Origin of the sequence: Vibrio sp. ZF 223, from assembly GCF_003050585.1 — a bacterium.
Lineage (GTDB): Bacteria > Pseudomonadota > Gammaproteobacteria > Enterobacterales > Vibrionaceae > Vibrio > Vibrio crassostreae.
Map to the genome: position 1 here is coordinate 908,596 of NZ_PIGB01000001.1, position 26,975 is coordinate 935,570.

Here is a 26,975-nt window from a genome sequence, read left to right on the forward strand (position 1 = left end):
ATGTCCTCAGTAATAGAACCCGTTGTCACCCAGCAAGCGAGGCTTGTGGTTGTCGGTGTATGTGTCTTGGTCGTGTGTTCTTTTTCGTTGAATTCTTGGCCATGCCAGAAGACGTTCTACATCGCTTAGTGGAATGAGACCGTCGGTTGGTAGCTGCATCGAATCTGAACGAGTTGGCTGTACTAGGTAAGCCGTGACAATGATGATCAACTCTGTTTCTCGGCGAGTGAATTCAGTTGAACGGAACAGGCTTCCTAGTACAGGTACTTCACCGATAAGCGGCACTTTTTGCAGTTGTTCAATGTCTTCTGACTTCAATAAGCCGCCCAAGGCAAAGCTCTGTCCACTGGCTAATTCGATGGTGGTAGCGGCACTACGGGTAGTAAAAGAGGGGAAGTTAGTCCCGTTTACCACTTGTTGGTTTTCGATGGAGACGTTACTGACCTCTGGGTTCACCTTTAAACTGATACGATTTTGGCTGAGCACCGTTGGTGTAAAGTTCAGTTTTACCCCGAAGTCTTTGTACTCGATTTGAGTGGTATCAGCCGTAATCAATGGTAATGGGACTTGACCACCCACCAGAAACTCAGCGTCTTCGCCGGACATCGCCGTCAAGTTAGGCTCAGCCAGTACAGACATCATGCCATTTGTCGCTAATGCATCAATCAGTGCGGTAATGCTTGGTTTACCCCAGCTGCTGACATTCGGCAGTTTAGAGAATGAAAACTGTCCAACACCACCTGCGATAGAGCCCCACTTGATCCCCAATTTGTTAGAAACATTTCTCGAGACTTCAGCGATTTTCACTCGAATGTTGACCTGGTTTGGCATAGTGACAACCAATTGATTAATCAGCTCATCTTCATTGGATTGCATTGGCTGATCTTTAGTCGTCGTATTGCTAGTACCTGCATTGTTTTGAGTGTTTGAGCTTTCTTGTTGCTGGGTTTGGTCAATAATAGGAGACAGGTAGCCTTTCGCTAAGGACACGATATTATGCGCCATCATAGGTGAAGGCACTTGCCCTTTTAGCCATAACTTTCCACCCAGAGATTCCGCGTTTACGGACGCTTCTGGGAACTTGTTTTTGACCAATTCATTGAATTCGCGACTGTTGTGAGTCACGCGAATCTTATTGGTATAGATGACGCGTTCTTGCTCGTTCAAAACGGTGATAGTGGCACTGCCAGCTCGCTTACCAAATACCATCACCTTGGTGTTGGTTAAGGTTTGGTAATCAGCAATATGGGTGCTAGATATGAAAATTGACTTCGCTTTTTCTGGTAAGCGAATCATTTTTGCCTCATTGATTGTCACATCAAGTGCAGATGCTGTTGATGTAAAAGAGAGGCACAGGCTTGATAGTAGGAGAATCCCCCACCAACGACAGGTACTAGCCATTGTTATCAGCTCCGGTTTTATTGTTGATCGTTTTGTTGTCGGCTCTAAACTCCACCAAACCGACGTCAGGCAATACCTGAGTAGTGTCTGGCGAGATGGCTTTCAGCGTCGCTGAATTGGCATTCTGAGTTTGATTTGGGTCTTCGTTTTGCCCGCGTAAGACGAGCGTTAACTTGCCTAATTGTTTAGCCAAAACAACTTGGTTTGCTTGCTCGGGGGTTACCTCTAAAGAGACACTGCTGTCGTCAGGGATACCGTTTTCATAATGATTAGATTCGCGGGCCTTTTGATAAGACTCAGCCGTTTGTTTGTCATTAAATGCCAAGACTCTCACATCATGAGCAATCGTTGTGACATACAAACCCTGCGATGAATTGCCATAACGAAGCAGCTCACCATCTTGTGAACCGAGCAGGAGAATATCTACGCGGTCGCCCGGCTCAATAAAGCCCGAATTTGATGTCACCTGATCAACAGGCACTGAGATAGCGCGATAACCTGGTTGTAGCTTTAATGAAAGCGAGTAGCCGCCTTCTGGCTCGGTAATATCCGCTTTCGACAATATCGAGTCTTTGACGAGCTTGGTACGTGCAAGCCCCGACATAGAGTGATCAGCAGAAATATCTTCCGGTGTCACATGGTCGATGTAGTTCTCCAACTCTTGCTGTGGAACTTCTTTCCATCGGAACGAGTTTGGTGTATAGGCTTGACCTATCTCTATCGTGCGAGTTGGAACCAGCACTTTGACCGTTTGCTTAACGGCTTGTTTAGAAGAGGTGGTCGCAGACTCGCTATTGGTTTGGCTCAACAGTAAAACGGATATTCCGAGCACCGAGCAAAATAACGACAGCAACATGAGTCGCTTGGCAGTCATAACTATTCCTTTAATTTGCAATAAACGGGCTTACTCTGAGGCTTGTTGTGCGTCTTTTAGTTTGTGGACTACAGTACCGTAGGCGTCACTGATTGCTTTTGTTAGCTCACCGTTCTCACCGCCAACAAAATTGAGTAGTACGACTGCCATTGCTGCTGCGAGAATGGCGTATTCGATTGCGGCTGCACCGCGTTGCTTTTTCTTGTTCAACATTTCTTGTTTCCTAGATGAAAACAGCCTCAGCAGAGGCTGTTGTAGTAATTAATAAGAGATTTGGAGTGCCTATTTGGCAACGAGTCGGTATAGGTAGCGGCCGTCGTAACTTTCAGTACCCACGTCTCTTTCATCCATGGTTGTCATATTCAACCCGACGACACGACCATAAGGAGCGGCATCACTGGTGATATAAGAACCACGGTTCGAGTAGCCACCACTCGTCACGTTATTAAATTTAAAGACATCGGAATTGATAGGTAGCAGCCCGTACAGTTCTGCTTTTGATGGGTAGCGCCAGTTTGCTTTACCACACACCTTTTGTGTATTTCGTGTTGAAATTAAAGGTGTTACCTCTACGTACTTCTTGAAACGACTGTTGTCTCCGTTGGTAAACAGTTGCCAAACGCGCTTACTGTCAGCGTCTTGCGCGCAAATTGCATTTTGGCGATCGACAACGACGTTCCCTTGCATATCTAGGTACTGGTATGTGTTTACCTTCTCTCTAACCAGACGCCCTAAGATGACGGCATCTTCAGTACCACCGACTTCCGAACGACGGACATCTTGGTAGCTGCGTTCAGAGCTGTAGTTTGTGATGTATTGTTTGGTGTCCTTTGCTTGATTCGACCAGTAGTAAAAAATCACGCCACCGTAATAGCTAGATTTGTCATACTCAGGATCCAGCCCTCGGTGATGAGGGAATGCATCGGTATCGATTGTTATGGTCGAGTTTGAGCTAGAGATTGCTTTAGTTTGTAGTGAAAGTAGCTGAGACAGCGCTGGTACTTGCCAATCATTGAAGCCACATAAGTTCGCATTATTAGTGCTTTCCAGCAGGCCGTTACTGCCTAATACACTCGCTACACCAGATGCCGAAGCGTCATAAGCAAGATCGTCAGCACCATTTGGTCGACCGTCTTTGAGCAGTGTCCAAACTCGGCGTTTGCCTGTGATGTTAGTGTCTTCAACACAACGCCAGCCTTGTTGGTAGGTGGTGCTTTTTGGTAGGTAGTTGCCTAACTCGTCCAATTTAGCGAAGCGGCTGCTTACCATTGCGTCAGCTTGAGAAACGCTAAAGCCATTGTCTTTCGCCAGTTTCAGTCCATCTTTTGCTAGCACTTTTGATTGTACTAAGTTGTGGGTTTTGGCCGTCGTATTCATCTCACTGACAAACTTCTGGAACAATGTAGTTAGGGTGGCAAACTCTGAGCCTAGCGTTTGTGTTGATGTATTCAGCTCGCTTACGAACGAATTAACCATGCTATATTGATGCTCTAGATCTGAGATAGCCTTGTACAGGTCTAAACTTGCCTGGTGAATATCCTTAGCCAGTGATGCAGAGCTTAGTGCGTTGGTTGAGCTGGATAGAGTTACGGATTTTTGCTGCATGAACGTCAATTTTTGAGCAAATTCAGAACCAGAGACTAATGCGCTCAGTGCAACGGTGTTTTGCTCTAATTTAGCGACTTGTTCCTTATACGCTTTGACTTTGTTAATGAATTCAAGGCTCTCAGCATCAGTTCGGCTTTGAGCAACAGAGGCCTGAAATTCAAGAGCTTTCAGCTTTAGCTTCGTATTCTTAAGATCATCTGACCATGGTTGGGTTAAAGCCTGCAGTTCTACTATTTTAGCTTGAGCTTCCGTTTCTAATGCAGCATAACCTTTGCTCTTAGACTGGTTGGCGGTTAACCAGGTTTCTAGATAAAGCTCCGTAGCGTTAATTTTCGTATCTTGTGTACTCAGAAAGGCGGTTATTTCAGTCGTCGCGCTATCTACACCAGTGAGTAACTCTGTACCTGATGGCAATTGCCATTTAGCGTATGCGTATTTTGAATAATATTGCTCAACAGATTCTTGGCCTTTGCTGATAGTGACAGCGACGCCATTTTTATCCGCTAATACATTCACTGACTGATTTGATACCAAGTAACCACTTCTTAGATTTGATGGCAGTGTTGCAGGATCTCTCTGCGACAACGTGATTACTTCACTGGTGTCTGGAAGTGTCCAACCCGCAATACCACAATCATCCAGTTGTGCGACTTTATCGAATACAGTATTGATGTCTGCAGAGAATCGTTCCGCCCAAAACGTCGGTTCCCCTTGCCCTTTATCATCGTATTCAGCAATACAATTGAGCGAGTACGTATTCCATGAGCCACCATAACCAAAGTCAGCAGCTTGAGAACGAGTTTTCATTGGTACGAATTTTAGGCCGACAAAGCGGCTGCTTGCTGCTGTTGCCCAAAGCGTGTCGCTGGTTGAATTTTCTACACCTTCTTTCGCATGTGCTTTTAGTCGGATGCCAACACTAGCCTTGTCATACGCTTCAGGACCAATGAACTGCGGGTTTGAAACAGCAGGGTGCCAAGTCAAGCCTTTGTCGTTGGTGAACTCATAGTATTCGGCTTCATCAAAGCGAACAGATTGACCATCAACGTTGGCCGTTAAGTAGTCCCACTCAAAACCATTGGTCTTGATTGGGTTTGAGCCAGTGAAAGTGTTGGTAATCTCAGGCGAGGTTGGTGCTGGAATCTCAAACACTTTGGTGAAGGCTTGTGTGGGTAATGCTGCTACGCCATGAGGCATGCCATTCGTCGGGTTTTGAGCGACGCGTATTTGAACCTCACCGATATTCTTGTCGATATTACCGATCACAACCGGTTTTGCGGTGACTTTAGTCCAAGTAGAACCTGAGTCGAGCGTGACTTCGAAATGCTCTGGTTGTGTGAATTCGCCAAAGTATGTCCAATCTAGCGTGTTGTCCGTATCGTTAACCACTAGGCCCGTTGGAACATTGGGTGCTGATGGACGAACGGTAAACGCAGCATCATTTGTCAGCTCTGATCCACTAGGACGACCGGTAATTGGATCTCGTTTGACTCGCACTTGAATTGAGTTAATAGCGTAAGCTTGATCGCTTAACTGATAAGGTTTCTGAGTAACTGTTGCCCAACCAGTGTTGAGTACATTGATCTCGTAATTCGCAGCTTCTGAGAAGCCTGTTACGAATGTCCAATCAAATGTGTCTAACCCATCGTGAGTGATTGGAGATGTTGGTGCCGATGGCTTGTCAGGTGTTACCGAATATGGCTTATCTGAGCACAGCGTTTCACCAGGATCATGTTGAGGATCTGTTCCTGCTTTCACTCTCACACAGACTTGCCCCTTAGCAAACGTCTCATCTGGGACTGCTTGTGGGTTGCTAGTTACCGGGCTAAATGTAAGACCTCTGTCTAGTGAGTATTCGTAGAAGTCATTGCCTGCAAACTTTGTAACTTCTGTCCACGCAAACGTGTTTTCAGCATCATCAATAATCGGCAGGGTTGGCGCAACAGGCTGGTTTTCTGAGCGAGTGAAAGCCGTACCAATCACTAGTGAATTGCCTGCAGGGCGAGCATCTTTCAAATTTGATTTTACACGGATAGAGATGCTGTTAGCGGCAAGTGAAACGTTGCCAACCACATATGGAAGTTCAGTGACAGTATTCCAACCGTTACCTAGATTAATCTCGTAGAAAGATGGCGCATCATATCCAGAGACCCAAAGCCAGTTGATCTGATTGGTGCTGTCGTTTGCAAAGTCCAGCGCAGGTTTGACTGGTTGCGCTGGGGTTACTGTCATTGGTTTGTCTGAAATAGCACTTAAGCCGGTCGGATGACCTAGGGAGTCATCCTTCGCGACACGTACTTTTAGATGTCCAACTGGAATGTCTAAGTCTTGAATGCGTTGAGGTTTTTCAGTTGCTTTTACCCAGTTAGCACCGTTATCTAGAGAGTACTCGTAGAGAGATAATTCATTAAAAGAATCGACCAGCGCCCAATCAAATTCATTGCTCGCGTTGTCCACTGTGACCCAAGCGGGTGCTGCCGGAACTGTCGTTAGCGTAAATGCTTTGCTTGAAAGAAGCGGTTTACCTGCTGGAGTATTCCGTGCACTAGAGGCTGCGACTCGAACCTGAATAGAGCCTTTATCGAATGCCTGTTTTCCAACCACAATCGGTTTGCGAATGACAGTCGACCAGGTGCTACCGGAATCTAAGGAATATTCGTAATCTGTGTTTTGGTTGAATCCACGCACAAACTGCCAGTTGAAAGTATCTGATGCATCATTGACTTTACCGTGTTTTGGCGCTGGTGGCTTAACCACGATTTCACTACCGTCGATATCTTCTTGCGAGACTTTGAGCTGCTCTCGGTACTCCTTGCCGAGTTGCTGCAGAGCACTGTCTGTCCCAGACGCACCGTGTGAAAGTCGATCCGTTTTGGCTTTGAACTCGACCAAATCAAGATCAGCGAGCTTGTATATTGCACCTTTACGGGCGTTAACTTGGTCGACACCTGCGTCTACTGAAGCTTTTTGGGCTTCTTGCAGTACGCGAGTCACACCGCGCGCAAACATGTGCACTTCACGGCCTTTTACCGAATTTGAAGCAGAGTAATCACCCAATGCTAGGCTTTTGTCGATCCCTAGGTCGTTAGCAACAAGCTCAGTTGCATCATCGAAACTGATACCGCTGGACTTTGACACACTGGCAATCAGTGAGGTAACTGGGCTTACGACGTCCGAGTTGTTACTTGGTACTTCTAAGGTAAACCCAGACTCAATTGCTTGGTTGGGGGTATCCATATCTACGGTTATGCCTGCTACGGCTTCAACCAACACTTTGTATTGAGCCACATCATCGTCGACATCAAGTTGGAATTGTCCTTTGGCGTCCGTTGTCGCAATGTCTCCATCGGCAGAATCACACATCGCATTGCCATTTTTGTCTAAACAGACCTTGGCTTTGTGCAAATAACCATCTAACGCTATACCTGAAATATTCGAGGATTTTGGCTGAGTTTGTGACTGGCTAAGCTTGGGAGCTGAGTCTGCACCACCACAAGCAACAAGCATTGTAGAAACGAGTGAAACACCCGCCAATTTGTATGGATTCCTTACCACTTGAACTCCAAAGATTTATAAATTACCCGCTAGAAAGGCTGAGAATATTAATTTAAATGATAGTAGTTATCAATATCATTTGATCTTTTATTTGGTTAAGTGATTTAATAGCAAAATAAAATACTACTCATACAACAATAAACTAGGTGAATCGGTCGAAAAAATGCGCAATAAATTTTTAGTATGCAAATTGTCACTAGCTATATCTAGTGCCCTAATGGTCGCAGGGTGTGGGGGGAGTTCTGATGGAGAGAATCCAGTTGGAGCGACCACTTCAGGCCATGCTTTTCAAAGTTCATTAGTATGTGCTGATGCAGATCTGAATGGTGTATGCAGTGAGCAAGAAAAACTCATTACAGACGTTTCCGGGTATGCACAACAGAGGCAATATGATGGTGCAATTTTAACCGCTTCTCCTGGTATGGAGCTGGTGACGCCTTTCACTACTTTGATTCATAGCGAGATGATGTTTAATCCAACGATTAGCAACGATATAGAACAGGCTAAAGCATCGCTTCAAAGTAAATTAGGTGATCATGTCGGTGTGAATTTTGCCTCACTAGACACAACATATGGACCTAAAGATAAGTCTAATGTGTTGCTAAAATCGCTGAAAAAGGCACAAACTGACGGAAAGCAAGCTGCATACACAAATATTGCCCATGCTCTCGACCTCATGATCGAGCATAAAACGTTGGACCTTTCAGGCGTCGATGTCGCGGGGACTGCTTCGAGGCACTTGCAAATAGAGGATGCTCTGGTTGTTCGCGGTTCTCAATCGGTGCCAGAATTGTCTGGTGCCAAATCTATCGCTCTGAATCCAGCGAGCAGTCAGGTAGTGTTTCTAACGGCGAATGATGTCGTGATGCAAATCGATAGCTCTTCACGTAATAAGCCAGTGACTCTTGATAATGGTTTGGCGTCCCAAGCTAATTCTGGCTTGATTAGTATTCGTTCTCATGACGACGATTACGACGATCATGATGACGATGACGATGACGATGACGATGACGATGACGACGATGATGACCACCATGGAGGCGGAACTGGTGGTGTAGAGATACCGGTAGAGTCTAATGAAATCATTCAGTTAGTACCTACATTGAATGGTAGCCAAGCCTATAAAGTTTATAAGCCTACGTCTTACGCCTCACCGACGGAGAGTGATATTTGTAATAGTAAAGGTGCCAACGGCATCTTCTTATCGAGTCTAACGAGTACCAATAATAATAGTGGTGCAAAGGCGTTTAAGATTGATAGCTACAGTAGCCGAAGCGGAGGAACGCTGCCGCCAATTCCTACGCCGAAACCTAAACCTGCTGAAACTCCTGATTCTAGTCAATCATGTATCAACGATAACTTTACAAAAGTGATTCCACTGCTGCAAAGCGGCTCGTTATTGGCAGTTAAAAATACTGGTAGTTCGATTTACTCGCAGCAAGAGGTTAGATTACTAAGTGCTGACAAGTTAGCGATGAATAATTGGCGCCACGCACTCAAGTCCTCTTCGCCTCAGATCATGCCATCTTACGACCAAAGTGAAGCTTTGATTGTTTATAAGAATTATTTTTCGAGCGCCAATTTAGCGGCTGAGGTTATTAACACAACTAACTTATCCACCAAGATGACTATTGATAAGTTGAACCTGAAAACAGCCAATATTGTAGCGAACCAGCAAATTTTGTTGGGGCTAGACAGTAACAAGCTTGAATGGGTTTCAAACTCGATTCAGCAAACGGTACTCGGGGAGTTGGATGTCGATTCCACCATCAGTAAGATAGCAACATCGAAGGATGGCAAAATAAGTGCGGTTGCTACAGCGAACATTCTCTATATCGTTGATAACACGAATAGAACCTTGATAGTGAAAGAGGTGTTGAGCAGTTCGGCAATCAACTCTTTGTATGTATTGGCTGAAAAAGTGATTGCGCTGACTTCTTCAGGGGTGGATTACTATCAATTCCGAAATATTAGTGGTCCGGCTCTTAAAGTTGGCAGCCAACTGGTAACAAAAGAACTCCTTAAAAAATGGGAAGACAGTGGAAACTCAAGCTGGAACTCTACTAACTTGGGCTACATTCTTTCTCAAACAGGAACGGAAAGTAGCATTTCTGATAAATTCAAAAATGTTAACCTTTCATTCTCTCCTTCTAACGCAACAACCTCGAGTGGCATCACAGGAGTGAACGTTAGCGGCTTAGAACGAGGTGAGTGGTTAACCTTTTATAAAGCCCTTTAAAGGCATTCAATCAATAAAGAAGGGAGGCTAACTCCCTTCTTTACTCAGGTACTTGCTACATATTCTCAGCCTGTTTCAATCGGCTTTGACGCCAGTAATTGAGCGAGGAGATAGCCGCTAAAAAGATAACGACGGCGGTCATCACATGTATGACTGACTCCGATGTCCCTTCGTACGCATTACTGCCTAAATCAATCGCTGCAGAAACGATAAATAGGCGAATAGCCGTCACCAGTGATGCTGCGATTCCTGTTAGATCTGGAAAAACTTGCATCGATTTAGCAAAGAACAATCCAATCGATAACCCTGCACCTATTGAAAATAAGCACATCGTCCCTGTTAGGATGAATGGTGAGTTAAGTTGTTCAGACGGCAATAAGAAAAAGATGAGCGTGGTGGTAAATATTAAGCCAAGCCCAGTACTTTTTAATTTATCAATGCCAAACCTGTCGATTAAGCGTGCGTTGTTCAAACTCACCAAGACGAATGTGCCCAGTGTTGCCATTTGGAAAAACGGGAACTGATCAGGGCTGACTTCTAATTGCTCTATATACAATAACGACATGTTGGAAACATAAATCATGTAGGCGGCAAGAATTAAGCTCGTCACTAGCGTGTTGTACCAAAAGGCTGACGAAGACAATACGGTTTTATAGTCGCTTGCTATTCGCTTAGGCGCGACCTTCTTCCGTTTATCTTTACTCAAAGATTCAGGCAAGAAGAAGAAACATTTGGTCGCAGAAAGCAGTACTAAAATGGCGATAAAGACAAAGTTTGCTTTATAACCCATATGGAGGCTTATACAGCCGCCAATAAGAGGTGCAAAAGCCATCAAGCTGACCACTAAAGTATTGAGATCGGCAATCAGTTTGGCGGCGGGTTCTTCATCGAACAGATCAAAGATCATTGCGGTACCAACGATTACACACGCTGAACTGCCGAAGCCTTGGAGCAGTCGAAACGCTAATAATTGCTCGATACTTGAAGCAAAAATGCAGCCTATACTTGCAGCAAGAAAGACACTAAAACCAAACATTAGTATCTTTCGGCGACCAAAATGATCCGATAGTGGTCCATAGAGTAAGGAACCAATACAGATGCCGATAAAGTTATAGCTCAGAATGCGCTGCACCATAACCGCGTCAGTGTTGAAGTCGTTCAATATATCGGGAAATGTGGGTAGATAGATATCCGTCTCCATGGCAGCACCAAGGAATATGAATACCATTAAAAATCGAAACCACTTCCCCTCATGAGAGATGGGAAACATAGTTAATCCAATGAGTTATTATTATAAAAGTCAGAAGCGCAGACGCTGCAAGTGCAGGTAGGCTTAGAATGAAATTTTGATATTGGGATGCGCGTGGTAGAGAGGAGTGTTACGCAGGGTTGTCATTCCCGTCACTTGGTTGTGATCAAGTAGGTTGTAAATGTAACATAATGTTTCATCATTTCAAGGTGTCGATTGCTGTTTTCACGCTCCCCTATGCAAACGATGAAAGTCATGTCCTTTTAACCTCTTCAGAAGTGTTAATGATTTGTTACTCGGCATAAAACCGGAGTATGATACTGGATTACTATTTAGGATTTGTCTGCTATGAGTGCATCGAAGGCGAGCTGGAAAACGCCGCAAAACTTTTTATTACTGATTTCGATTGTTGTACCTATCGCGTTTTCGAGCTGGATGGCTCTGCTTAATAACTTCGTGATTGAGAAAGCGAACTTTGACGGTGCTGATATAGGCTTGCTGCAAAGTGTTCGTGAGATACCCGGCTTCTTAGCGTTTACTGTGGTGTTTGTTTTAGCCTTCATACGTGAGCAACGCTTCATGTTGATATCGCTAGCGATGCTGACCGTGGGCACGGCGATTACTGGTTTATTCCCTTCGCTGACAGGCCTTTTGCTTACCACCATTTTGATGTCGACGGGTTTCCACTATTTTGAAACGCTGAAGCAATCTTTGTCACTGCAATGGCTAAGCAAAGAAGAAGCGCCAGAGATGCTAGGGAAAATGATCTCGGTGGGTGCCTTAGCATCTTTGCTAACATACGGTTCTATTTGGGTGATGTTGGAGCAGTTAAAGCTCGACTTTGCCTGGGTATATGGCATTACTGGCGGCCTAGGTTTTATTCTGGTGCTTGTGATGACTTTTGGCTTCCCTGAATTTCAAACGAAGACCCAGCAAAATAAGAAGTTGGTGCTGAGAAAGCGTTATTGGCTTTACTACGCGTTGACCTTTATGAGTGGTGCCAGAAGACAGATATTCACGGTATTCGCAGGCTTTTTGATGGTTGAGAAGTTCGGTTACTCAGCCGCTGACATAACGCTACTGTTCTTAATTAACTATCTGTTTAACTTCTTGTTTGCTAAGCGTATCGGTAAGTTCATTGGTGTAGTGGGTGAGCGTAAAGCGCTTATCTTCGAGTATGTGGGTTTGATTGGTGTGTTTGTCGGTTACGGCTTGGTGCAAAGTGCAGAATGGGCGGCAGCATTGTATGTGGTCGATCATCTATTCTTTGCTCTAGCTCTAGCAATCAAAACCTACTTCCAGAAGATTGCCGACCCTGCTGATATGGCTTCCACCGCGGGCGTGTCTTTCACTATCAACCATATTGCGGCGGTTGTTATTCCTGTTGTATTCGGTGTGATTTGGCTCTCTTCGCCTGCGACTGTGTTCTACATTGGTGCAGCAATGGCGGCCGTTTCTTTGGCGCTGTCTTTGAATATTCCGAAGAAGCCAGAAGAGGGCAACGAAGTACGAATGTTTAGCTGGCGCTAATGTCATGGTCACCTAACGCGAGATAAATAAAAAGCTCCAATAGCGATATTGGAGCTTTTTTAGTTTCTGCTGTTCGCTCGTCTAAACGATTTGTTGCTCTAAAGAGTCAGCAAAGCGCTTCTTATAACTGCGTAACATGCTAAAGCTGACGATTGCCGTTAGAGTTTCCGCGAATAGAATACTTGCCCAAATCCCTTGTTCTGGGAACAGCTTTGGCAGAATGATGATACCCAAAGCCACGAACACAAAACCGCGAGCAAGAGATATTAGTGTTGCCTGTTTTGGTTTGGCAGTCGCTTGAAACAGGTTGGCAATCACTAAGTTGATTCCCATTAGCGGCACACCAAAGAAAAAGAAAGTGAGTGCGGTCGCGGATAGCCCAATCAAATCACTTGAAGCTCCCAGATAAAGCGTTGCGATTTGAGGTGCGAACAGATACACAATCCCCATAAATACTAGGCCACTGCCGACCGCACTTTTTAATCCTAAGCGGAAGATTTCTTCGATGCGATTTGGCTGGTTCGCACCATGGTTGAAGCTAATGATAGGCTGACAAGCTTGAGCGATACCGACCATCACAAATAGAGCAAAGACCCCGATGTTGGCCGTTAAGCCATAGGCGATAATATGATTCTCACCAAACTGATGCAGCAACACGTAGTTGAAGAGCAAGATCGTCATAGCGGCTGTGACTTCAATGAAGAAAGTTGGAGTGCCAATCTTCAGGATGCTTGGTAGTTTATTAAAACCAATACCTTTTAAACTCAGCGTTAAGGTGCCTTGTTTGCGTACAAAGTGACTCAATAAAATACACGCGATGACACCCTGTGCGATGGCTGTGCCGTAGGCGGCCCCTTTCATGCCCCAGCCCCATTTTAGGACAAAGAAGTAATCCAATACGAGGTTGACCACAGCACCAATCGACATGGCGTAAGTCGCCAGTTTTGGGTTGGTATCGTTACGCACAAAGCATGACATAACCCAAGCTAACGAGTAGAGCACGAAGAACTGCAGCATTACCGATAGGTAGTCGTGAGTCAGCTCAGCCATGTATCCAGAAGCCCCCATCAGCGCAATAATCTCATCGAGCCAATACAAGGCAATGCTGACGGTCACCGTGCTAAATAGAGCGGTGATCAACATCGATTGATTAAACAGAGTTTGCCCAGAGGTTACGTTGCCTTTGCCCACTTCAATAGACATCAGCGCCGCACCACCAATACCAACCATCATGGCAATTGCAGTGAATATTGAGAAAGCAGGGATGGTGAGAGCGATAGCGCCCAAGCCATCAGGACCGACACCATGCCCAACGAACCAAGCGTCTCCCATTATGAAAAGAGATTTGATCACCATGCCGGTTAGCGCTGGCCATAGGTATTGATAAAAAGACTTAGATATTGGATCGGTTTTTAGGTTGATGGCCATTCGAATAAGCTCCCAACAATTTGGATGTACCAAAATGGATGAAATAAAGAGGGAGCATTATCGGAACTTAATGGAGGCTAAAAAAGGGATTATCTGCGTATTATATTGCACTATCTGCACATCGGCTTCGAAACTGTGCCGGTGACTCTTTCATCTGTCCGCGATAAAAACGGCTGAAATAGGCCGGATCTTCGAAGCCTAGTTCAAAAGCGATGGTCTTGATGGTCTTGGTTGAGAAGAGCAGTTCTCGATTCGCTTCTAAAATGATTCGGTCGTGGATCAATTGAGTGACGGTTTTACCTTTATCAGCTTTGACAATTTCGTTAATACGTTTGTTGGTTATCGACAGCGCTTGCGCATAAAAATCACAATGTTTATGGGTGATGTAGTGCTGTTCAATCAAATCAACCACCTTGTTCACTCGGCTATCGCGTACTTCACCTTTCAATGAGGATTGGCTAGCAAAGCGCAGGATGTAGCGCAAAAAGCTATTCATGAGTGATTCTACTAGGTCCCAGTCACTCTCTTCTCGTGCGCACTCTTCTTTCAGCATGTCGAAAATAGGCAACAAGTAGCGGTTGCCTTCTTCACTGCAATCCAAATAGGGAGGGCGGCTTTGGTGCATGGCAAAAACAGTATCGACCAGCTGAGTGTTGCGGTGATTGGTTTTAACAAAGCCAGGAGTAAATACCAGTAAACGAGCACTTTCTCCGACTAGCTCCGAGCGGTGTACTTGGCCCGGTGCAATGGTGAAAATACGGCCGATCTTATTGTCGTAGTCAACGAAATCAATGCTCTGACTGCCATGATTATCCACGCACCATACTAACTCCCAGTATTCATGTCTGTGCGGTTCTAAGAACGCATCATCGTTATTCGTCAGTTCCTCAACCCTACAAGGTTGACCTTTGACAAGACGCATGTGTTTGATGGGATTACTCATGACATTCCTTTGTGGAGAGATAACTAAGGGTATTAACCAGAGCTGGCAATAATGGCTGAGTCTAATGTAGTTGATTGCGATGTTTAAGTCATTCGCTTGGTAAGCGGTTCAATATGAGAAGGGGTTGGCTGTAAAGGGGCAGTAAATTGTGAAGGCGTGTTGGGACTAAACAAAACCCCAGGAGCATATGGTGAGCTTCTGGGGTAGTTTGAATGCGGTTTATCTTAGTATTTAGCTGCTTAGTTACTGCTTGCCGTTTTAAGCGTTGAACGTAGCTTGAAGATGCTCTTTGGTGCTTTAGTTAGCAGGATGCCACAAAGTAGAGGGATCATCATAAGCAGAGACTGTTCCGATAGCACCTCACCATTGATGTAGCAAGAGATCAACAGTGCAACCACTGGGAAGATAAGGAAACAAATGGATGCTTGGAACGGCGTCGACACCTGACCTAGTTTGAAGTAAGCCACAATGCCACCGACACTCGCTACAAAACCTAGGTACACGACCGCTGAGATAGAATCCCAAGTGAAAGATTCTACATTCACGTTCTCACCGACTGCCGATACAGCAAACAAGAAAATCGCAGCAATAAAACTTGGTACAGCGTTGTAAGTCAGCACCTCGATACCTTTACAGTGTTTTTGAACCAATACGTACATTACCGCGTGAATCGCAACCGCGAGCCCCAGACAAACTGTACCGATAAAGTAGTCATCACCGCCCATCTGCATTTCGTTACCAAGGATCAAACATAGGCTCACAACAGCAGTAATCAAACCGAATATCTGGTGCTTCGCCAGTCGTAGACCTAAGAATAAGCCAGACATCAGCATCACAGCGACAGGCATGTTGGCGAAGATGATCGACGCTAAACCTGAAGAGATGTATTGCTCGCCATAGATCATCAACGTAAACGGAATCGCGAAATACATCAGCGCAACAATAAGCAGCCATTGGCGCTTACCTTTAGGGAACAGCAGTGGTTGGTTGAAGACTTTCGCCAATACCGCAAGCAGAGGGGCTGCAAGTAAAAAGCGCAACGCAGTAGCAAAAATAGGTGGGATAGAATGCAATGCTACTTCCATAGCGAACCAAGTGGTTCCCCAAATTAAGCAAACAGAGACAAAAAGCAAGATAGTTAGCGACTTCGAATTCATGGTGACTACTCATTAATAATTATTTTAAATCATAGGCTTGTAGCGCCTTAATGACGTGGCACAGTATAAGGAGGTAGTCGGAGAAAAAATTTGTCTTTTTGTCTCTAATTGAAATGAAATGTAGAAATTAAATCTCTAATATAACTATTTAGAAGCAAATATTTTCACCAATTGATATTTTCATAAAGTCATTATTCTTTGTGAGGTTTAGTTTTGGTTGAGAATTAACCAATTTAGCGGCGCATAGTGATTTGGTTAAAATCAATCCAACCGTTCGCCAACTGCTCCACTGGGTTCACGGTTTTGGCATAATTGAGCTGCTGTTTAACGTGGAAAATTGGTCGATAGATTCCGAATGTGATCAATTGCGCTTCTATGTGTAGGAAGGCAGGTTGTCGTTGCTGGTAATCGGTGATTTTCCAAAGCCGTTCAAGGTTTTCATCTCGCCACTGTTTTTGCTCATCAGTGAGGCACACTTCTAATGCGATAGAACTTTGTAGCCACCCCATCCAACTGCTATCGAGGTTATCTGAAAACACTTCGCCGCTAATTAATATGTCTGCATCTTTTAGGTTATCTGGCTGACAAAATTCAGGGAACTCGAGCACTTGATATTCGCAGATAAAACCAAGTTCATTTAACCGATCACAATAGTGGCGAGCCATTTTTATGTGGTCAAAAAGCTGATAGGTTAGGATCTTTAACGGTTGTTTAGGCTTGCTATGCTGGTCAGCGAATTGTCGAGCCATTTGTAATGGGCTTTGGTTATTTGCCGTTTCTATCTTTGGCTGTGTTGATTGATTTGACGTCGATAGCATCCCCTCGGCGTAGCCGACAGTGTCCAGAGGTATGTCTTTCGCGATCCCTAGCAAACGTAGTAATTCACTCAGTGATTTAAGGTGTTGTGGGTTTGATAGCCAAGTGTGTCGATGTGGGTTTATTAAAGCGTACTCGCACCCCTTTTCCCACTGTTCTATCTCGGCAAGCTCGTTTGAGATGGATGAGTGTTGGTAATGTGGGTGTGAGTGAACAATATCGCAGTGCATTTCATAGTCTTTGGCTTTATCACCAACATTCCAAATTTCTATACCGTCTACCCAAGGTCGGTGCCCATGGTAGGAGCTGAAAACCTCGAGTATGGTTAGCCATTCGGACTGTTCCACTAATTTAAAGCTGCCGCTACCAATGATTTTATCTCCTACTTTTTTGGCAACACCTGCGGCGGAGCACGATAGCAGTGATGGAAGGTAGCCTGTGTTGGCATTGATATCGAAACAGAGGTGGAGCGGATCGATAACAGTAATAGCGGAGATGCATTTAAATTGCTGACTATTGTGGTGACTGCTGCCTATCAGACGTTGAAAGTGTGCTTTGACGTCTTGCGCTAGAATCGGTGAACCGTCATGAAAGACTAAGCCTTTGCGTAACGTGAAGTGCCAACGGTGCTCTGTTTGATACCAATCAATGGCAAGATCACCATCAAACGAGTGAGTTGACTTGTTGAAACGTAGTAAGTTACTAAAAAGGTAGCTAGTGATGTGAGCTTCAGTGCGTCGTGTGACTTCAATCGGGTCCAGACTGTGTGTCCCTCGATAAAAAGGGATTTGCAGAATATCTAGTTCAGTAGGCAAGCTTTGATAGCGGCTGATATAACCCAGTAGAAACTGATCCCGTTGTGATTCATCAACCAGATCCAATGCTTGGTCAACTTTATTCTCAGAGAGCAATTCATCTATTCGTACCTCAAGCTCACTGTCCAAGCTTTTTAATAGCGTGAGTGTGGGTAGGTTGCCTCTGCCAACTCCCGACTTCCAGTCAACCCAACCTTCGTTGACTAGCTTTTTGATCACCAATTGAGCGTTACGTTTGGTACAACCTAGCGCATTCGTTATTTCAGTTAAAGAGAGTGAAGTCGGTTGGTTAACGAGTACCCGAGAACGTAAAAATGCTAGAGCCTTCCAGTAATGCATAAAGGTGAAATCCTTGTTTGAACTTTCTATTTTTCTTCATCTTTTAATCTCGATAATAGAGTTATTCGATTGTTTTTAAAAGGAATGAGAAATGGAAAGTATAAAAGGTGCAGAGGTATCCCCCTCTATTTGGAAAAGCTCAAGCTTTATTGTTTTGTTCTCAACAGCGTTCTTTGTTGCCTTTGGTACCAAGATTTATGACCTTGCTTTGCCCTTGTTGGTTTACGAGTTGACAGAGTCTTCAGAGATGATGGGTTGGATGAGAGCCGTCGAGTTTTTACCCAACCTACTATTAGCTCTGTTCATCGGTGTTTGGGTTGATAGGTTTAATAAAAAGCAGTGGTCACAATGCATGTTGATCGGGCAAGCAGCAGTATTGGTCGTCTCTTATATTGCAGTGAGATGGTTGCCGAACCCTTTGTACGCACTGTTTCCGTGCGCATTCCTGATGATGGCGTTTAACTATGGTTACCACAATGCGCGTATTGGGATGATGAAAAATGTTTTACCTCAGCACATGCAAAATATCGCCACCGCGAGAATGAGTTCTTTGTACAGTTTGTTAGAAACTGTTGGCCCGGTTTTGTCTGGGGGGCTGCTTTTATTGTCTGCGTTACATAACGTGTTTTTGCTTATTGCGGGGATGTATGTGCTAGCATTTTGGCAGCTCAATAAACTGGAATTCAAGCCATCAGCCCCCGTGGTTCAACAGTCGGTGCTGAGCGCGCTTAAAGAGGGTTGGTCGATCTTATATGCGAACAAAAACATGTGGCACATCACCTTGGTCGTGATGGTGATCAATACCACGGGTGCAATTTTCTGGATTCAAGCCATCTATTTTGCCAAAGCTGAATTAGCGCTTAGTCATATCGAGGTGGGTTACTTGATCGCGGCGTCCGGCGTCGGTGGTTTATTAGGTTCTTTTACCGCTGATAAGGTTAGAAAGCGCATCGGGCTTGGTGTGCTGCTTATTTTGTCTATTGTTTTAGAGGCGTTTGGATTCTTGTTCCCTGCATTGCTGAGTCGAAGCTATTTATTGCAAGGTATGACTTCAGCGCACATGGTTGTTATTGAAAAAGGCGTATTGATGATGTCGTTCTTATGGGTGAGTGCGATTGGCGTCTACAGCAGCATTTGTATTTGGAGCTATCGTCAAGAAGCATTCGAGGAAAAGCACCTTGGTCGTGTTGCTGGAATTACAGGGTCTTTGTTTAAACTCTTGATGCCATTTGGTCTGGCTGCTTCTGGATACTTGGTGACAATGTTTGGTTTGCCAGTACTCTTTGTCAGCTGTTTCGTGGCTCAAGTGTTGGCTGCCCTTGGGTTGATGATGACCAAGGTTCGCAAGATTCCTTAACGCCTCATTCTGGGTAAACCGTTATCAGCAGCAAAGTTATCGCATTAAGTGTTTAAAATTTATTTGGTTCACGTTCATACTGAACAAAGGCCGACATAGCATGGAAATGAGGTAGGGCATTTGAAAAACACAATCGACTTAAATCTGTATCGATTTTTGGACCTGCTTTATGAGCAACAATCTCAGGCGAAGGTATGCCATATTCTGGATATAAGCCGCGCCACGTTTAATCGCCACCTTTCGGATTGTCGAGATTTGTTTGCTAATGAGTTATTCATTGCAACCAAAGGTGTTTATGCGCCGACCTTGTTCACCACTCAACTAATACTGGTGGTGAAAGAACCTTTAGAAAAGCTAGAGCAAGCGCAGCAAATATCGCAGTCGTTTATTGGTAACGATTCGAACATCGAATATGTTTTTCACGCCGCCAATCCGCTGAGCACACTGTTTACGGTCCCTTTGTTGCAGGGACTTACTAATGAGGAGGCTAAACCCAAGATCTCGATGATGGACTGGTCTTTGGATGGCGTTGAATTCCCTAAAGCAGGGACCTTAGCGATTGGTGTGTCGGGCTACCCTAATGAGCTCAACGACCGAATTGTGGAGCGTAAAGTAGGGTCGTTGGAGCTGTTTGCTTATGTGGCGGATACTCACCCTTTAGCCAAAAATGAAGCCATCGACCTCAACCAGTTAGAAAGCTTTGATACGGTGCGCGTTTCGATGGGGTCATTGGATGCGAACTCCTATTACGAACGCCTAAAAAAACGCACAGGCTTGGTATTGCAACAAAAGCTGACCGTTGCATCGGTATCCTCTGCGTTGCAATGTGTTCAAGTAAGCCAGTATGTGTACGTTGGCTTTGATATGGATTTGGCTTCTATCCCTAGTGGGCTCAGTAAACGTCCTGTTTTATTCAACGGTGAAGCGGTGACTTTTGATGTTGGTATTCAGTATCACCGAGCTTGTTATCAGCACCCGATAGTCAAACGGATTGAGCAGATCTTAAGTGAGAGCTTAGAAAGCTATTGATCATATAGATGATGACAACAACAAAAAAACGCGCCGATGAAGGCGCGTTTTTTAGTATCTACAGCTTGTTTAGTTAAGTCTGGTTCGTGTTACAACTTAACTTCTTCAATGTCGCTTGGCTTCCATGTTTGGTCATACCAAGCTTCTTGAGGGCCGTAGAGTCTTAGTATCGTGAACCAACCTTTACCTGGTACCGTCTCAATCCAGTTCGCTTCTTTGCCTTTTGGAGCGGTAGGGCCAAAGTACAAATCAACCGAACCATCTTTGTTTTCAATGAAATCATCACGCTGATTATTCTTACTTGGCAGCGGTTGACTGGTTTGCAGTTCTGAGCGCGTTTGCGTGTCGTAAGCCACAATCGACCAGAAGTTCTTAGCAGGCACATTCGCTGGAATATTCAATTTATACTGCTTACCACCATCAAAGTATTCACCGCTTTTTGCTTGGTCAATCAATGCGTATTGAGAGCCCTTTTCGATAAGCTTCAGGGCCATCGCTGGTGTATTCACTGTCGCGATGTAGAAGAAGTAAGAACGAGCATCTAGGTTGCGCCCGCCTTCACCTTGGTCGACTAACCATTGGTAATCTTTGCCGATAAACGCCGTTTTCCATAGGCGATCTTCATAGATGTAAGCTTTCTTGTCTCTTGGTTGGAAGTACAGTGATCTAGCTGTTGCATTACCAATCGCGACGCCATCCTTCATCAGTTTTTGCATACGCTCATCGGGTGCAAAAGGTTTGTTCTTCTGAATACCAATGCTCGACATTAAACCACGAAGTTCTGGGTCGATGAATGAAATCGGCTCTTTATCTAGCACCGTTTTAATCTCGGTGTAGAAGTGCTCATCGTTCGCATGAATGGTATTGAATGACTTGCCGCTACCAGAGATGAACTCCATTTTTGGTTGATCATCTTTCTTCGCCAATGGGTAAATCTTCAGCTTCTCTTTGTAAGCTTTTACAGCAGCGTCAGTCTTCCCATCTTTCAGGAATCCGCGCGCAATAAACCAGTTGGTGTAGCTGGTGGATTGCGAAACAAAGTAGCCTTCAGGCACTTCGCCTTCGTAACCCGGAGGTAGAATCAAGTACTTACCGCCTTTGCCTTTATCCGGACCTACGATGCCCAAGTCAGTGACAAAACGGAAGAACGCATCGTTCACCGTTGTCGGTCCCATGCCCTCAGGGACTTCAATGACAGTTGGACCGTCTTTTTCAAGGTCTAGGAAAACCGAAGCATAAACGGTGTCGGTGTTACCTGTTAAAAATAACGGATTTGAATCCATCAGATTATCGAACACCACCACTTGGTTTGATGATGTTGAGCCTATCTCAGTATGACCAACACGCAGTGCTTCAATCGAAGCCATTGGAATTGCATTGAGGAACACTTCTGTTGAGCGAAGCGTGTCTAGGTTGTCATAAAGCTTTTGCGCGGTTTCAGCCGTTGGCGCACCATCTTTAAAATTCAACTCGCCGATACTGGTTTGTACTGTATCTGGCGTCATGATGCTTGACGGAATATCGGTATTGTAGCTTTCAGTCGCCAGTACTTGGTGTGAGATAAAAATACTGCTCGCTAATACAATTGCTTTCAGCTTCGACGTAATCATGATGTCACCTTTCAGTTTCGTTTCGATGTGCTTACTTTATGCTAGTCGAAAAAAAATATCTGATACGCTTCAGGCTCAAAAAAGAGCACGAAAGTACGATAGATGAGCAAATTCTTTAAATGTAGGTTCTTAGTGGGTTTACTTAGGGATCTTAAGAAGTGTATTCGTTATAAAAAAGCCCCTTTACTGAATCAGACTATAAAGGGGTGAGAGCTACCACACGAAACGGTAAACTAAAAACGAAGGTTGAAGCCTAGTTCGACGCTGCCATCTGAACGAAATACATCTCCTGGACTAACGCGCTTTTGACCGAATGTATATTTCACATAAGGCTCCACCCATTTGGGTTTCAGGGTAAAAGTGATGTCTTGGCTGTTGTAATAACCTTTTGAACCCGTTAATTGGCGATCATGGCTGAATGAATAGGAAAAGTTCATAAACTCCGTGGGAGAGTAACTTGTCCCGATAGTGTTTTTCCATTCTCTATCTGTCATATCTATGAGGGATAAAGAAACATCGCGCCATTCATGCGATGTGTTCGCAAACACCATAATATTGTTCGTGATGGCGGTGCCACCAAATAAGCCGATATCGTAGATATCGATAAGGTCTGCTCGGCCATAACTCACGAAAGCTTCAGTGTAAAAGTTACCCAGCATCAAGCCGTAACCAGTTCCTATTTCTAGGTAACCTTCCGAGTCAATTTCTGCACTGATGTTGATCTCTTCAGTTGCTTGAATAACTCCAGATACAGTACCTATCCAGTTGTCTCCAGCTTTAGCTGTTTGAAAGCTCAAGCTTGGCTCATGATAATTTAATGTTTGTAATTGATGGTCGTTTGCACATACGGCAAGGGGTATCAATAAAGTGATTAATAGTCGTTTCATCGTGTTCCCAACTCTCAAATAAAAAGGAGCCGCTAATAAGCGGCTCCTTTGCTTTTATATTTATTGTCTTTGATTAGCTGCGACTAACACGGTCTTTTACAGCTTGCTTAATTTGCTGACGTTGTTCTTGAGATAGAGATTGTGCCTTTTGACGAATTTGCTCTGCATTTAAATCTGAGCGAAGCTCAATACGTTCAGCAATTACTTTCTTTGCTTTATCAGAGATATTTACATCAACAATTTTCCCGTCATTAATAATAATACTTACTGCTTTGTCATTAATACTAATCCATGTTGAGCCGTCAGTATTTTGTCCAGATTCAATGCTAGTAATCAGTTGGTCATTTAAGCTTGGTGGTAGTTGTTTTTCAGAATCAGGAGATACTCCCCATTCACCATCAATGCTTGATTTTTCCCAATCAATTACCCATTCCCCACGATTGTCTTGATAAATAACATAAACGTCGTCAGAGTTCATGGCACCTAGTCGAACTTCAAACGATCCATGAGTATCACCTGGCTCAATAATTAATACCGTTTTACCCTCTTCGTTGTACACGTAAGCTTGTTGGTGTTCTTTACTAAACTCGACAGTGTAAGGTTTATTTGGATTATCCCAACCGCCATCAAATTCAGGTAAGTCGTTATCTGGGTTTACCCAACCCCATCCATTATCTACATCACCTCTGATGATGGTAATATTACCGTTGCTGTCTTTTCCAATTTGCATAGTTTCGCCAGTAGAGAAATCAGTAAATACGATTCGACCTTTTCCATCATATTCAGCTCCACCAACAACAACACCATCAATTGTGACTAAGTTAGTTGTTGTATCAATAACATAATCAACACCATTAATTGTCACTGGTATAAATGGGTTTGTGTGTCCTTCATCGCCATCCCATTTAGGTGGTAATTCTGGAGCAGGTTTCGTGACATCCCAGCCATGATCTCCATCCCATGAATCATCATCTTTAGGTGGTAGTTGTGGGGCTGGTTTTATCGTTTCAGAAATAATTAAACGGCCATTTTCAACTTTAAGTACTGCTTCTCCACCATTGTTGCCATGAAAGATAAGCTCTGAACCTTCTTTTTGTATATGGCCAATGGTTTCACCTTGAGCATTTTTTACTTCATCACCATTGGTTACATAGGTTGTACCATTTAAGCGCATGACCGTATTACCATTGCTTCCTTGCAATAAATTAGCTTGGTAATTACCTTCATCACCACTAATGATTGCTGCTTGTAGGTTTTCGCCTTGGAAGTATGTAACGTCAGCAATACCGTCTTGTGGATCAATACCGCCGCCGTTATCACTTGAACCAGAAGAAGAACAGCCAGCAAGGAATGTCGCCGCAATAGCAGTGCTCAGTAATTTTAGTTTCATGGTTTACTCTCAAATAATTGTTTAGGAACTTAAGTTGCTTCTTGCAGTGTTATGTGGCGTTCCTAGCCGATGAGAGAAGTATATGGATTGAACAAAAAAGCCTCTAATCCCTTAAAGGAGTAGAGGCATTAACGTTTAGTTATTAATAAAGGAAAGTAAAGACGCTGATAACTACTGGTTATTATTGATAAGGTTATCAAGTATCTTTTTAAGCCATAGAGTTGTTGGGCTGTTTCGATTCTTGTGATGAAAATAAGCACAAACGACAGGGTTAATATCTTTGTTATCAAACAAGATATCGATAGCTCGTAAAGAGGTTTTCTTCTCTATTCCTAAAAACTTCGAGGCAGGAAACATCATATCGGAGTTTTGCACTACGTCGATAACTGCTGATGGAAGCTCGGAGCGAAAGCCTATTCTGGCGTCAAGCCCTTTGATTTTTAGAATTTTTTCAGCAATTGTTTGATGAGAATTCCAGTCTATAGCAATGATCGTCGCCAGTTCAAACTTCACACCATCTTTGATTTCAATGAAATCTTTCTGGTAAGGATGCCCTTCTCTTAGATAGCCCTTAAAGCTGTCTTGTGCGATCGGCTGTTGTAATAGTTCTTTTGGGGCGTGGTTAATTTCATAATTGAAGCCAATCAGAACTTCATCATTGATGATGTCTGACATCGTTGTTTTAGACCAATTTAATAGCTGAACTTGAACGTGTGGAGCTTGAGAACGAATTGCATTGAACAACTTGCTAGATAGTGAACTTAAAAGAAATGGAGACAAAGCTAATTTCAATGGACCGCGTAGTTCACTAGGATCGAACTCATTACTATTATTGAGTGCCGAGGATAGGTCATCCAAGATAGGTGAAATACTCTCAGCCAACATATTTGCGTGTTCAGTTGCACGTAAGCCGTGATGCGTTTTGACAAATAGTTCATCGTCGAAATGATCGCGCAATCGTTGTAGAGCTTTACTTATCGCAGGCTGAGATACGAATAGGCGCTCGGAGGCTTTACGCATATTCCTTTCTTGATGAAGAATGATAAAAGTGCGAAGTAAATTTAAATCTAAGTTCGAGAATAGATCTTTTGCCATAAGGAGCACCGAATGATTATGAGTTCTTTAATCATAAGTTGGTAACAGATTGAGAACAAATAGAAAACTTATATGGATGTGATGCTAATAAAACAAAACCCGCACTCGGCGGGTTTGTTGGGCTCTGGAATAGGTATTTTCTGTATGCGATTACTATTGAGTAACAGGCTTAACTTGCTTGGATTGTCTGACTGCAAGAATAAGTTGCGGTAGCAGCGACATTACGATCATGCCTGTCATTAGTGAGTATTGGACTGCAGTGAATGATTCACCCATCAACACCATACCTGTAACGATACCTGCTACTGGGTTAGCGATGCCACCGAAGGTGAAATCAACTACAGACATACGTTGCAGCAACCACACATACATGCCGTAACCAAGTGCCGTGTTTAGCCCAATCACCCACAATAGGCCCATCGCATTACGAGTATCGAAATGAGTGACAGCGTTAACATAAGGCTGTGGGTCGATGAAGGCATGAACGCCAGACGCGACAGACAAAATCGTACCGCCCAGAATGAGCTGCCATGTGAGTACCTTCCACCAGTGCATGCGATTACCCAGTGACTTGGTAATGCTGCTGCCGATAACGATACACATGATAGCGGCAAACATGGCGCCTAAACCGATAGGGTTCAATGCGATTTGACTTGGGTTGAATAGAATCCAAGCTAAGGTGATCAAGCCAATACCTGACAAGGCTTGAATCAAATGCGGGCGCTGTTTCTTCACTACCCAATGGAAGATCATTGCGAACACAGGTACAGAGATCATCCCCACGCCTGAAATCGCTGAAGGCAGGGTTAGTGCCATCACGAAGATCAAACCAAAGAAGGTCGCGATGTTGATCAGGCCTAGAGTGAAAATGATTTGCCACTCGCCTTTTCTCGGCAGTGTCGGTTTTACCGCTAGCAATAACAAACCAGCAGGTAATGCACGCAAAGCACCTAGTAATAGTGGTGGCCACTCCTGTAGCGTAAATTGCGTCACTGCATAAGTTGTTCCCCAGAAGAATGCGGGAATCATTGCTAATAATATGTTCATCTAAAATATCTTTACGTTAAGATAACTATTGTGTGAACTGTATACTGAGAACTAGTGGTTGTAAAGTATCTTTATGTTAAACTAGTTTAAAGTAATCAGACTAATAACGGAGCTAGATTGCAAATGGATGCTATCGACCGCGTTGTAGAGCAATGGGCAAAGGAAAAGCCCGAATTAGAAACTGAGCCTATGGCAATGATGGGCCGAATTATGCGTATTGCCAAGTATATGGAAACGCAAGTTGCCGACCTGCATAAAAAGTACGACATGAAGTTGGGCGAGTTTGATGTATTGGCGACCTTACGACGCTCTGGAAAGCCATATCGACTGACGCCTTCAGAGCTGATTGGCTCAATGATGCTAACGTCAGGCGCGATGACCAATCGTCTTGATAAACTGGAAGCCAAAGGGTTAATAAGTCGAGAGCACAGTAAGGAAGACAGACGAAGCGTGAGTGTGAAACTGACCAAAGATGGCCTAGTTCTGATCGATGAAATGATGACTGAACATGTCGAAATGCAAAAAAAATTGGTTAAATCATTGTCTGCTAGCCAGAAGAAGAATACTAACCAGCTGCTAAAAACATGGTTGAGTGCTTACGAGTAA

Annotated in this window: 19 protein-coding genes; 5 read left to right on the forward strand and 14 right to left on the reverse strand. The window is 44.1% G+C overall.

The features are described from left to right. Positions 1 to 6: 6 nt before the first annotated feature. The 4 genes from CWO13_RS03845 to CWO13_RS03860 form a co-directional block, all read right to left on the reverse strand. The gene (locus CWO13_RS03845) at positions 7 to 1,401 is read right to left on the reverse strand and encodes a type II and III secretion system protein family protein (protein WP_102433268.1); all 1,395 of its coding nucleotides are present in this window, start codon (positions 1,399 to 1,401) and stop codon (positions 7 to 9) included. Continuing rightward, a complete protein-coding gene (gene cpaB, locus CWO13_RS03850) occupies positions 1,394 to 2,275 on the reverse strand; it encodes a Flp pilus assembly protein CpaB (RefSeq protein ID WP_102433267.1) in 882 nt (293 codons plus the stop codon). Before cpaB ends, CWO13_RS03845 begins: the two co-directional genes overlap by 8 nt. Before the next feature lie 30 nt (positions 2,276 to 2,305). Further along, complete coding sequence (locus CWO13_RS03855; RefSeq protein ID WP_102433266.1) at positions 2,306 to 2,488, reverse strand: Flp family type IVb pilin; 183 nt, start codon at positions 2,486 to 2,488, stop codon at positions 2,306 to 2,308. 69 nt (positions 2,489 to 2,557) lie between these two features. Further along, complete coding sequence (locus CWO13_RS03860) at positions 2,558 to 7,390, reverse strand: DUF1566 domain-containing protein (RefSeq protein ID WP_108082617.1); 4,833 nt, start codon at positions 7,388 to 7,390, stop codon at positions 2,558 to 2,560. Positions 7,391 to 7,655: 265 nt separating this feature from the next. On the opposite strand from CWO13_RS03860, the gene CWO13_RS03865 reads away from it, so the two are divergent. Next, the gene (locus CWO13_RS03865) at positions 7,656 to 9,677 is read left to right on the forward strand and encodes a hypothetical protein (protein ID WP_108082557.1); all 2,022 of its coding nucleotides are present in this window, start codon (positions 7,656 to 7,658) and stop codon (positions 9,675 to 9,677) included. Between the two features lie 55 nt (positions 9,678 to 9,732). Here CWO13_RS03865 and CWO13_RS03870 read toward each other — a convergent pair whose 3' ends face one another. Continuing rightward, entirely contained in the window at positions 9,733 to 10,947 is a 1,215-nt protein-coding gene (locus CWO13_RS03870; protein WP_102433264.1) for a multidrug effflux MFS transporter, read from the reverse strand. Positions 10,948 to 11,274: 327 nt separating this feature from the next. On the opposite strand from CWO13_RS03870, the gene CWO13_RS03875 reads away from it, so the two are divergent. Beyond that, positions 11,275 to 12,456 carry an MFS transporter gene (locus CWO13_RS03875; protein WP_102433263.1) on the forward strand — a complete coding sequence of 394 codons (1,182 nt, stop codon included), beginning with the start codon at positions 11,275 to 11,277 and terminating at the stop codon, positions 12,454 to 12,456. An 81-nt stretch (positions 12,457 to 12,537) separates the two neighbouring features. Here CWO13_RS03875 and CWO13_RS03880 read toward each other — a convergent pair whose 3' ends face one another. From CWO13_RS03880 to CWO13_RS03895, 4 genes are all read right to left on the reverse strand, one after another. Next, positions 12,538 to 13,884 (reverse strand): MATE family efflux transporter, encoded by a 1,347-nt coding sequence (locus CWO13_RS03880; RefSeq protein WP_108082558.1) that lies wholly within the window; start codon positions 13,882 to 13,884, stop codon positions 12,538 to 12,540. Positions 13,885 to 13,984: 100 nt separating this feature from the next. After that, complete coding sequence (locus CWO13_RS03885) at positions 13,985 to 14,827, reverse strand: helix-turn-helix domain-containing protein (RefSeq protein ID WP_102433261.1); 843 nt, start codon at positions 14,825 to 14,827, stop codon at positions 13,985 to 13,987. 239 nt (positions 14,828 to 15,066) lie between these two features. Further along, positions 15,067 to 15,984: a DMT family transporter gene (locus CWO13_RS03890; RefSeq protein WP_102433260.1), complete on the reverse strand. Its 918-nt coding sequence runs from the start codon at positions 15,982 to 15,984 to the stop codon at positions 15,067 to 15,069. A gap of 233 nt (positions 15,985 to 16,217) precedes the next feature. Next, on the reverse strand, positions 16,218 to 17,954 hold the full coding sequence (locus CWO13_RS03895; RefSeq protein WP_102480055.1) for an SgrR family transcriptional regulator: 1,737 nt from the start codon (positions 17,952 to 17,954) through the stop codon (positions 16,218 to 16,220). Between the two features lie 91 nt (positions 17,955 to 18,045). Here CWO13_RS03895 and CWO13_RS03900 point away from each other — a divergent pair, with 91 nt between their 5' ends. Both CWO13_RS03900 and CWO13_RS03905 read left to right on the forward strand, forming a co-directional pair. Continuing rightward, positions 18,046 to 19,311, forward strand: a complete 1,266-nt coding sequence (locus CWO13_RS03900) for an MFS transporter (RefSeq protein WP_108082559.1) — start codon at positions 18,046 to 18,048, stop codon at positions 19,309 to 19,311. 120 nt (positions 19,312 to 19,431) lie between these two features. Next, positions 19,432 to 20,340 (forward strand): LysR family transcriptional regulator, encoded by a 909-nt coding sequence (locus CWO13_RS03905; RefSeq protein ID WP_102433259.1) that lies wholly within the window; start codon positions 19,432 to 19,434, stop codon positions 20,338 to 20,340. Positions 20,341 to 20,429: 89 nt separating this feature from the next. On the opposite strand, the gene CWO13_RS03910 is transcribed toward CWO13_RS03905, so the two are convergent. The 5 genes from CWO13_RS03910 to CWO13_RS03930 form a co-directional block, all read right to left on the reverse strand. Beyond that, entirely contained in the window at positions 20,430 to 21,950 is a 1,521-nt protein-coding gene (locus tag CWO13_RS03910; protein WP_102479896.1) for a DUF1254 domain-containing protein, read from the reverse strand. Positions 21,951 to 22,183: 233 nt separating this feature from the next. Then, the gene (locus CWO13_RS03915; protein ID WP_102479894.1) at positions 22,184 to 22,837 is read right to left on the reverse strand and encodes a hypothetical protein; all 654 of its coding nucleotides are present in this window, start codon (positions 22,835 to 22,837) and stop codon (positions 22,184 to 22,186) included. A 73-nt stretch (positions 22,838 to 22,910) separates the two neighbouring features. Continuing rightward, positions 22,911 to 24,227, reverse strand: a complete 1,317-nt coding sequence (locus CWO13_RS03920; protein WP_102479874.1) for a hypothetical protein — start codon at positions 24,225 to 24,227, stop codon at positions 22,911 to 22,913. 171 nt (positions 24,228 to 24,398) lie between these two features. Then, a complete protein-coding gene (locus tag CWO13_RS03925; protein WP_102433255.1) occupies positions 24,399 to 25,322 on the reverse strand; it encodes a LysR family transcriptional regulator in 924 nt (307 codons plus the stop codon). A 153-nt stretch (positions 25,323 to 25,475) separates the two neighbouring features. Beyond that, positions 25,476 to 26,369 carry a DMT family transporter gene (locus tag CWO13_RS03930; RefSeq protein ID WP_102479872.1) on the reverse strand — a complete coding sequence of 298 codons (894 nt, stop codon included), beginning with the start codon at positions 26,367 to 26,369 and terminating at the stop codon, positions 25,476 to 25,478. A 123-nt stretch (positions 26,370 to 26,492) separates the two neighbouring features. Here CWO13_RS03930 and CWO13_RS03935 point away from each other — a divergent pair, with 123 nt between their 5' ends. Then, a complete protein-coding gene (locus tag CWO13_RS03935) occupies positions 26,493 to 26,975 on the forward strand; it encodes a MarR family winged helix-turn-helix transcriptional regulator (RefSeq protein WP_004737459.1) in 483 nt (160 codons plus the stop codon).

Coding starts and splice junctions, on each gene's coding strand:
- CWO13_RS03870 (WP_102433264.1), bottom strand. CDS start 10,947: ATGTTTCCCATCTCTCATGAGGGGAAGTGGTTTCGATTTTTAATGGTA.
- CWO13_RS03930 (WP_102479872.1), bottom strand. CDS start 26,369: ATGAACATATTATTAGCAATGATTCCCGCATTCTTCTGGGGAACAACT.
- CWO13_RS03900 (WP_108082559.1), top strand. CDS start 18,046: ATGGAAAGTATAAAAGGTGCAGAGGTATCCCCCTCTATTTGGAAAAGC.
- CWO13_RS03895 (WP_102480055.1), bottom strand. CDS start 17,954: ATGCATTACTGGAAGGCTCTAGCATTTTTACGTTCTCGGGTACTCGTT.
- CWO13_RS03885 (WP_102433261.1), bottom strand. CDS start 14,827: ATGAGTAATCCCATCAAACACATGCGTCTTGTCAAAGGTCAACCTTGT.
- CWO13_RS03860 (WP_108082617.1), bottom strand. CDS start 7,390: ATGCTTGTTGCTTGTGGTGGTGCAGACTCAGCTCCCAAGCTTAGCCAG.
- CWO13_RS03910 (WP_102479896.1), bottom strand. CDS start 21,950: ATGATTACGTCGAAGCTGAAAGCAATTGTATTAGCGAGCAGTATTTTT.
- CWO13_RS03845 (WP_102433268.1), bottom strand. CDS start 1,401: ATGGCTAGTACCTGTCGTTGGTGGGGGATTCTCCTACTATCAAGCCTG.
- CWO13_RS03925 (WP_102433255.1), bottom strand. CDS start 25,322: ATGGCAAAAGATCTATTCTCGAACTTAGATTTAAATTTACTTCGCACT.
- CWO13_RS03890 (WP_102433260.1), bottom strand. CDS start 15,984: ATGAATTCGAAGTCGCTAACTATCTTGCTTTTTGTCTCTGTTTGCTTA.
- cpaB (WP_102433267.1), bottom strand. CDS start 2,275: ATGACTGCCAAGCGACTCATGTTGCTGTCGTTATTTTGCTCGGTGCTC.
- CWO13_RS03875 (WP_102433263.1), top strand. CDS start 11,275: ATGAGTGCATCGAAGGCGAGCTGGAAAACGCCGCAAAACTTTTTATTA.
- CWO13_RS03880 (WP_108082558.1), bottom strand. CDS start 13,884: ATGGCCATCAACCTAAAAACCGATCCAATATCTAAGTCTTTTTATCAA.
- CWO13_RS03855 (WP_102433266.1), bottom strand. CDS start 2,488: ATGTTGAACAAGAAAAAGCAACGCGGTGCAGCCGCAATCGAATACGCC.
- CWO13_RS03935 (WP_004737459.1), top strand. CDS start 26,493: ATGGATGCTATCGACCGCGTTGTAGAGCAATGGGCAAAGGAAAAGCCC.
- CWO13_RS03865 (WP_108082557.1), top strand. CDS start 7,656: ATGGTCGCAGGGTGTGGGGGGAGTTCTGATGGAGAGAATCCAGTTGGA.
- CWO13_RS03915 (WP_102479894.1), bottom strand. CDS start 22,837: ATGAAACGACTATTAATCACTTTATTGATACCCCTTGCCGTATGTGCA.
- CWO13_RS03920 (WP_102479874.1), bottom strand. CDS start 24,227: ATGAAACTAAAATTACTGAGCACTGCTATTGCGGCGACATTCCTTGCT.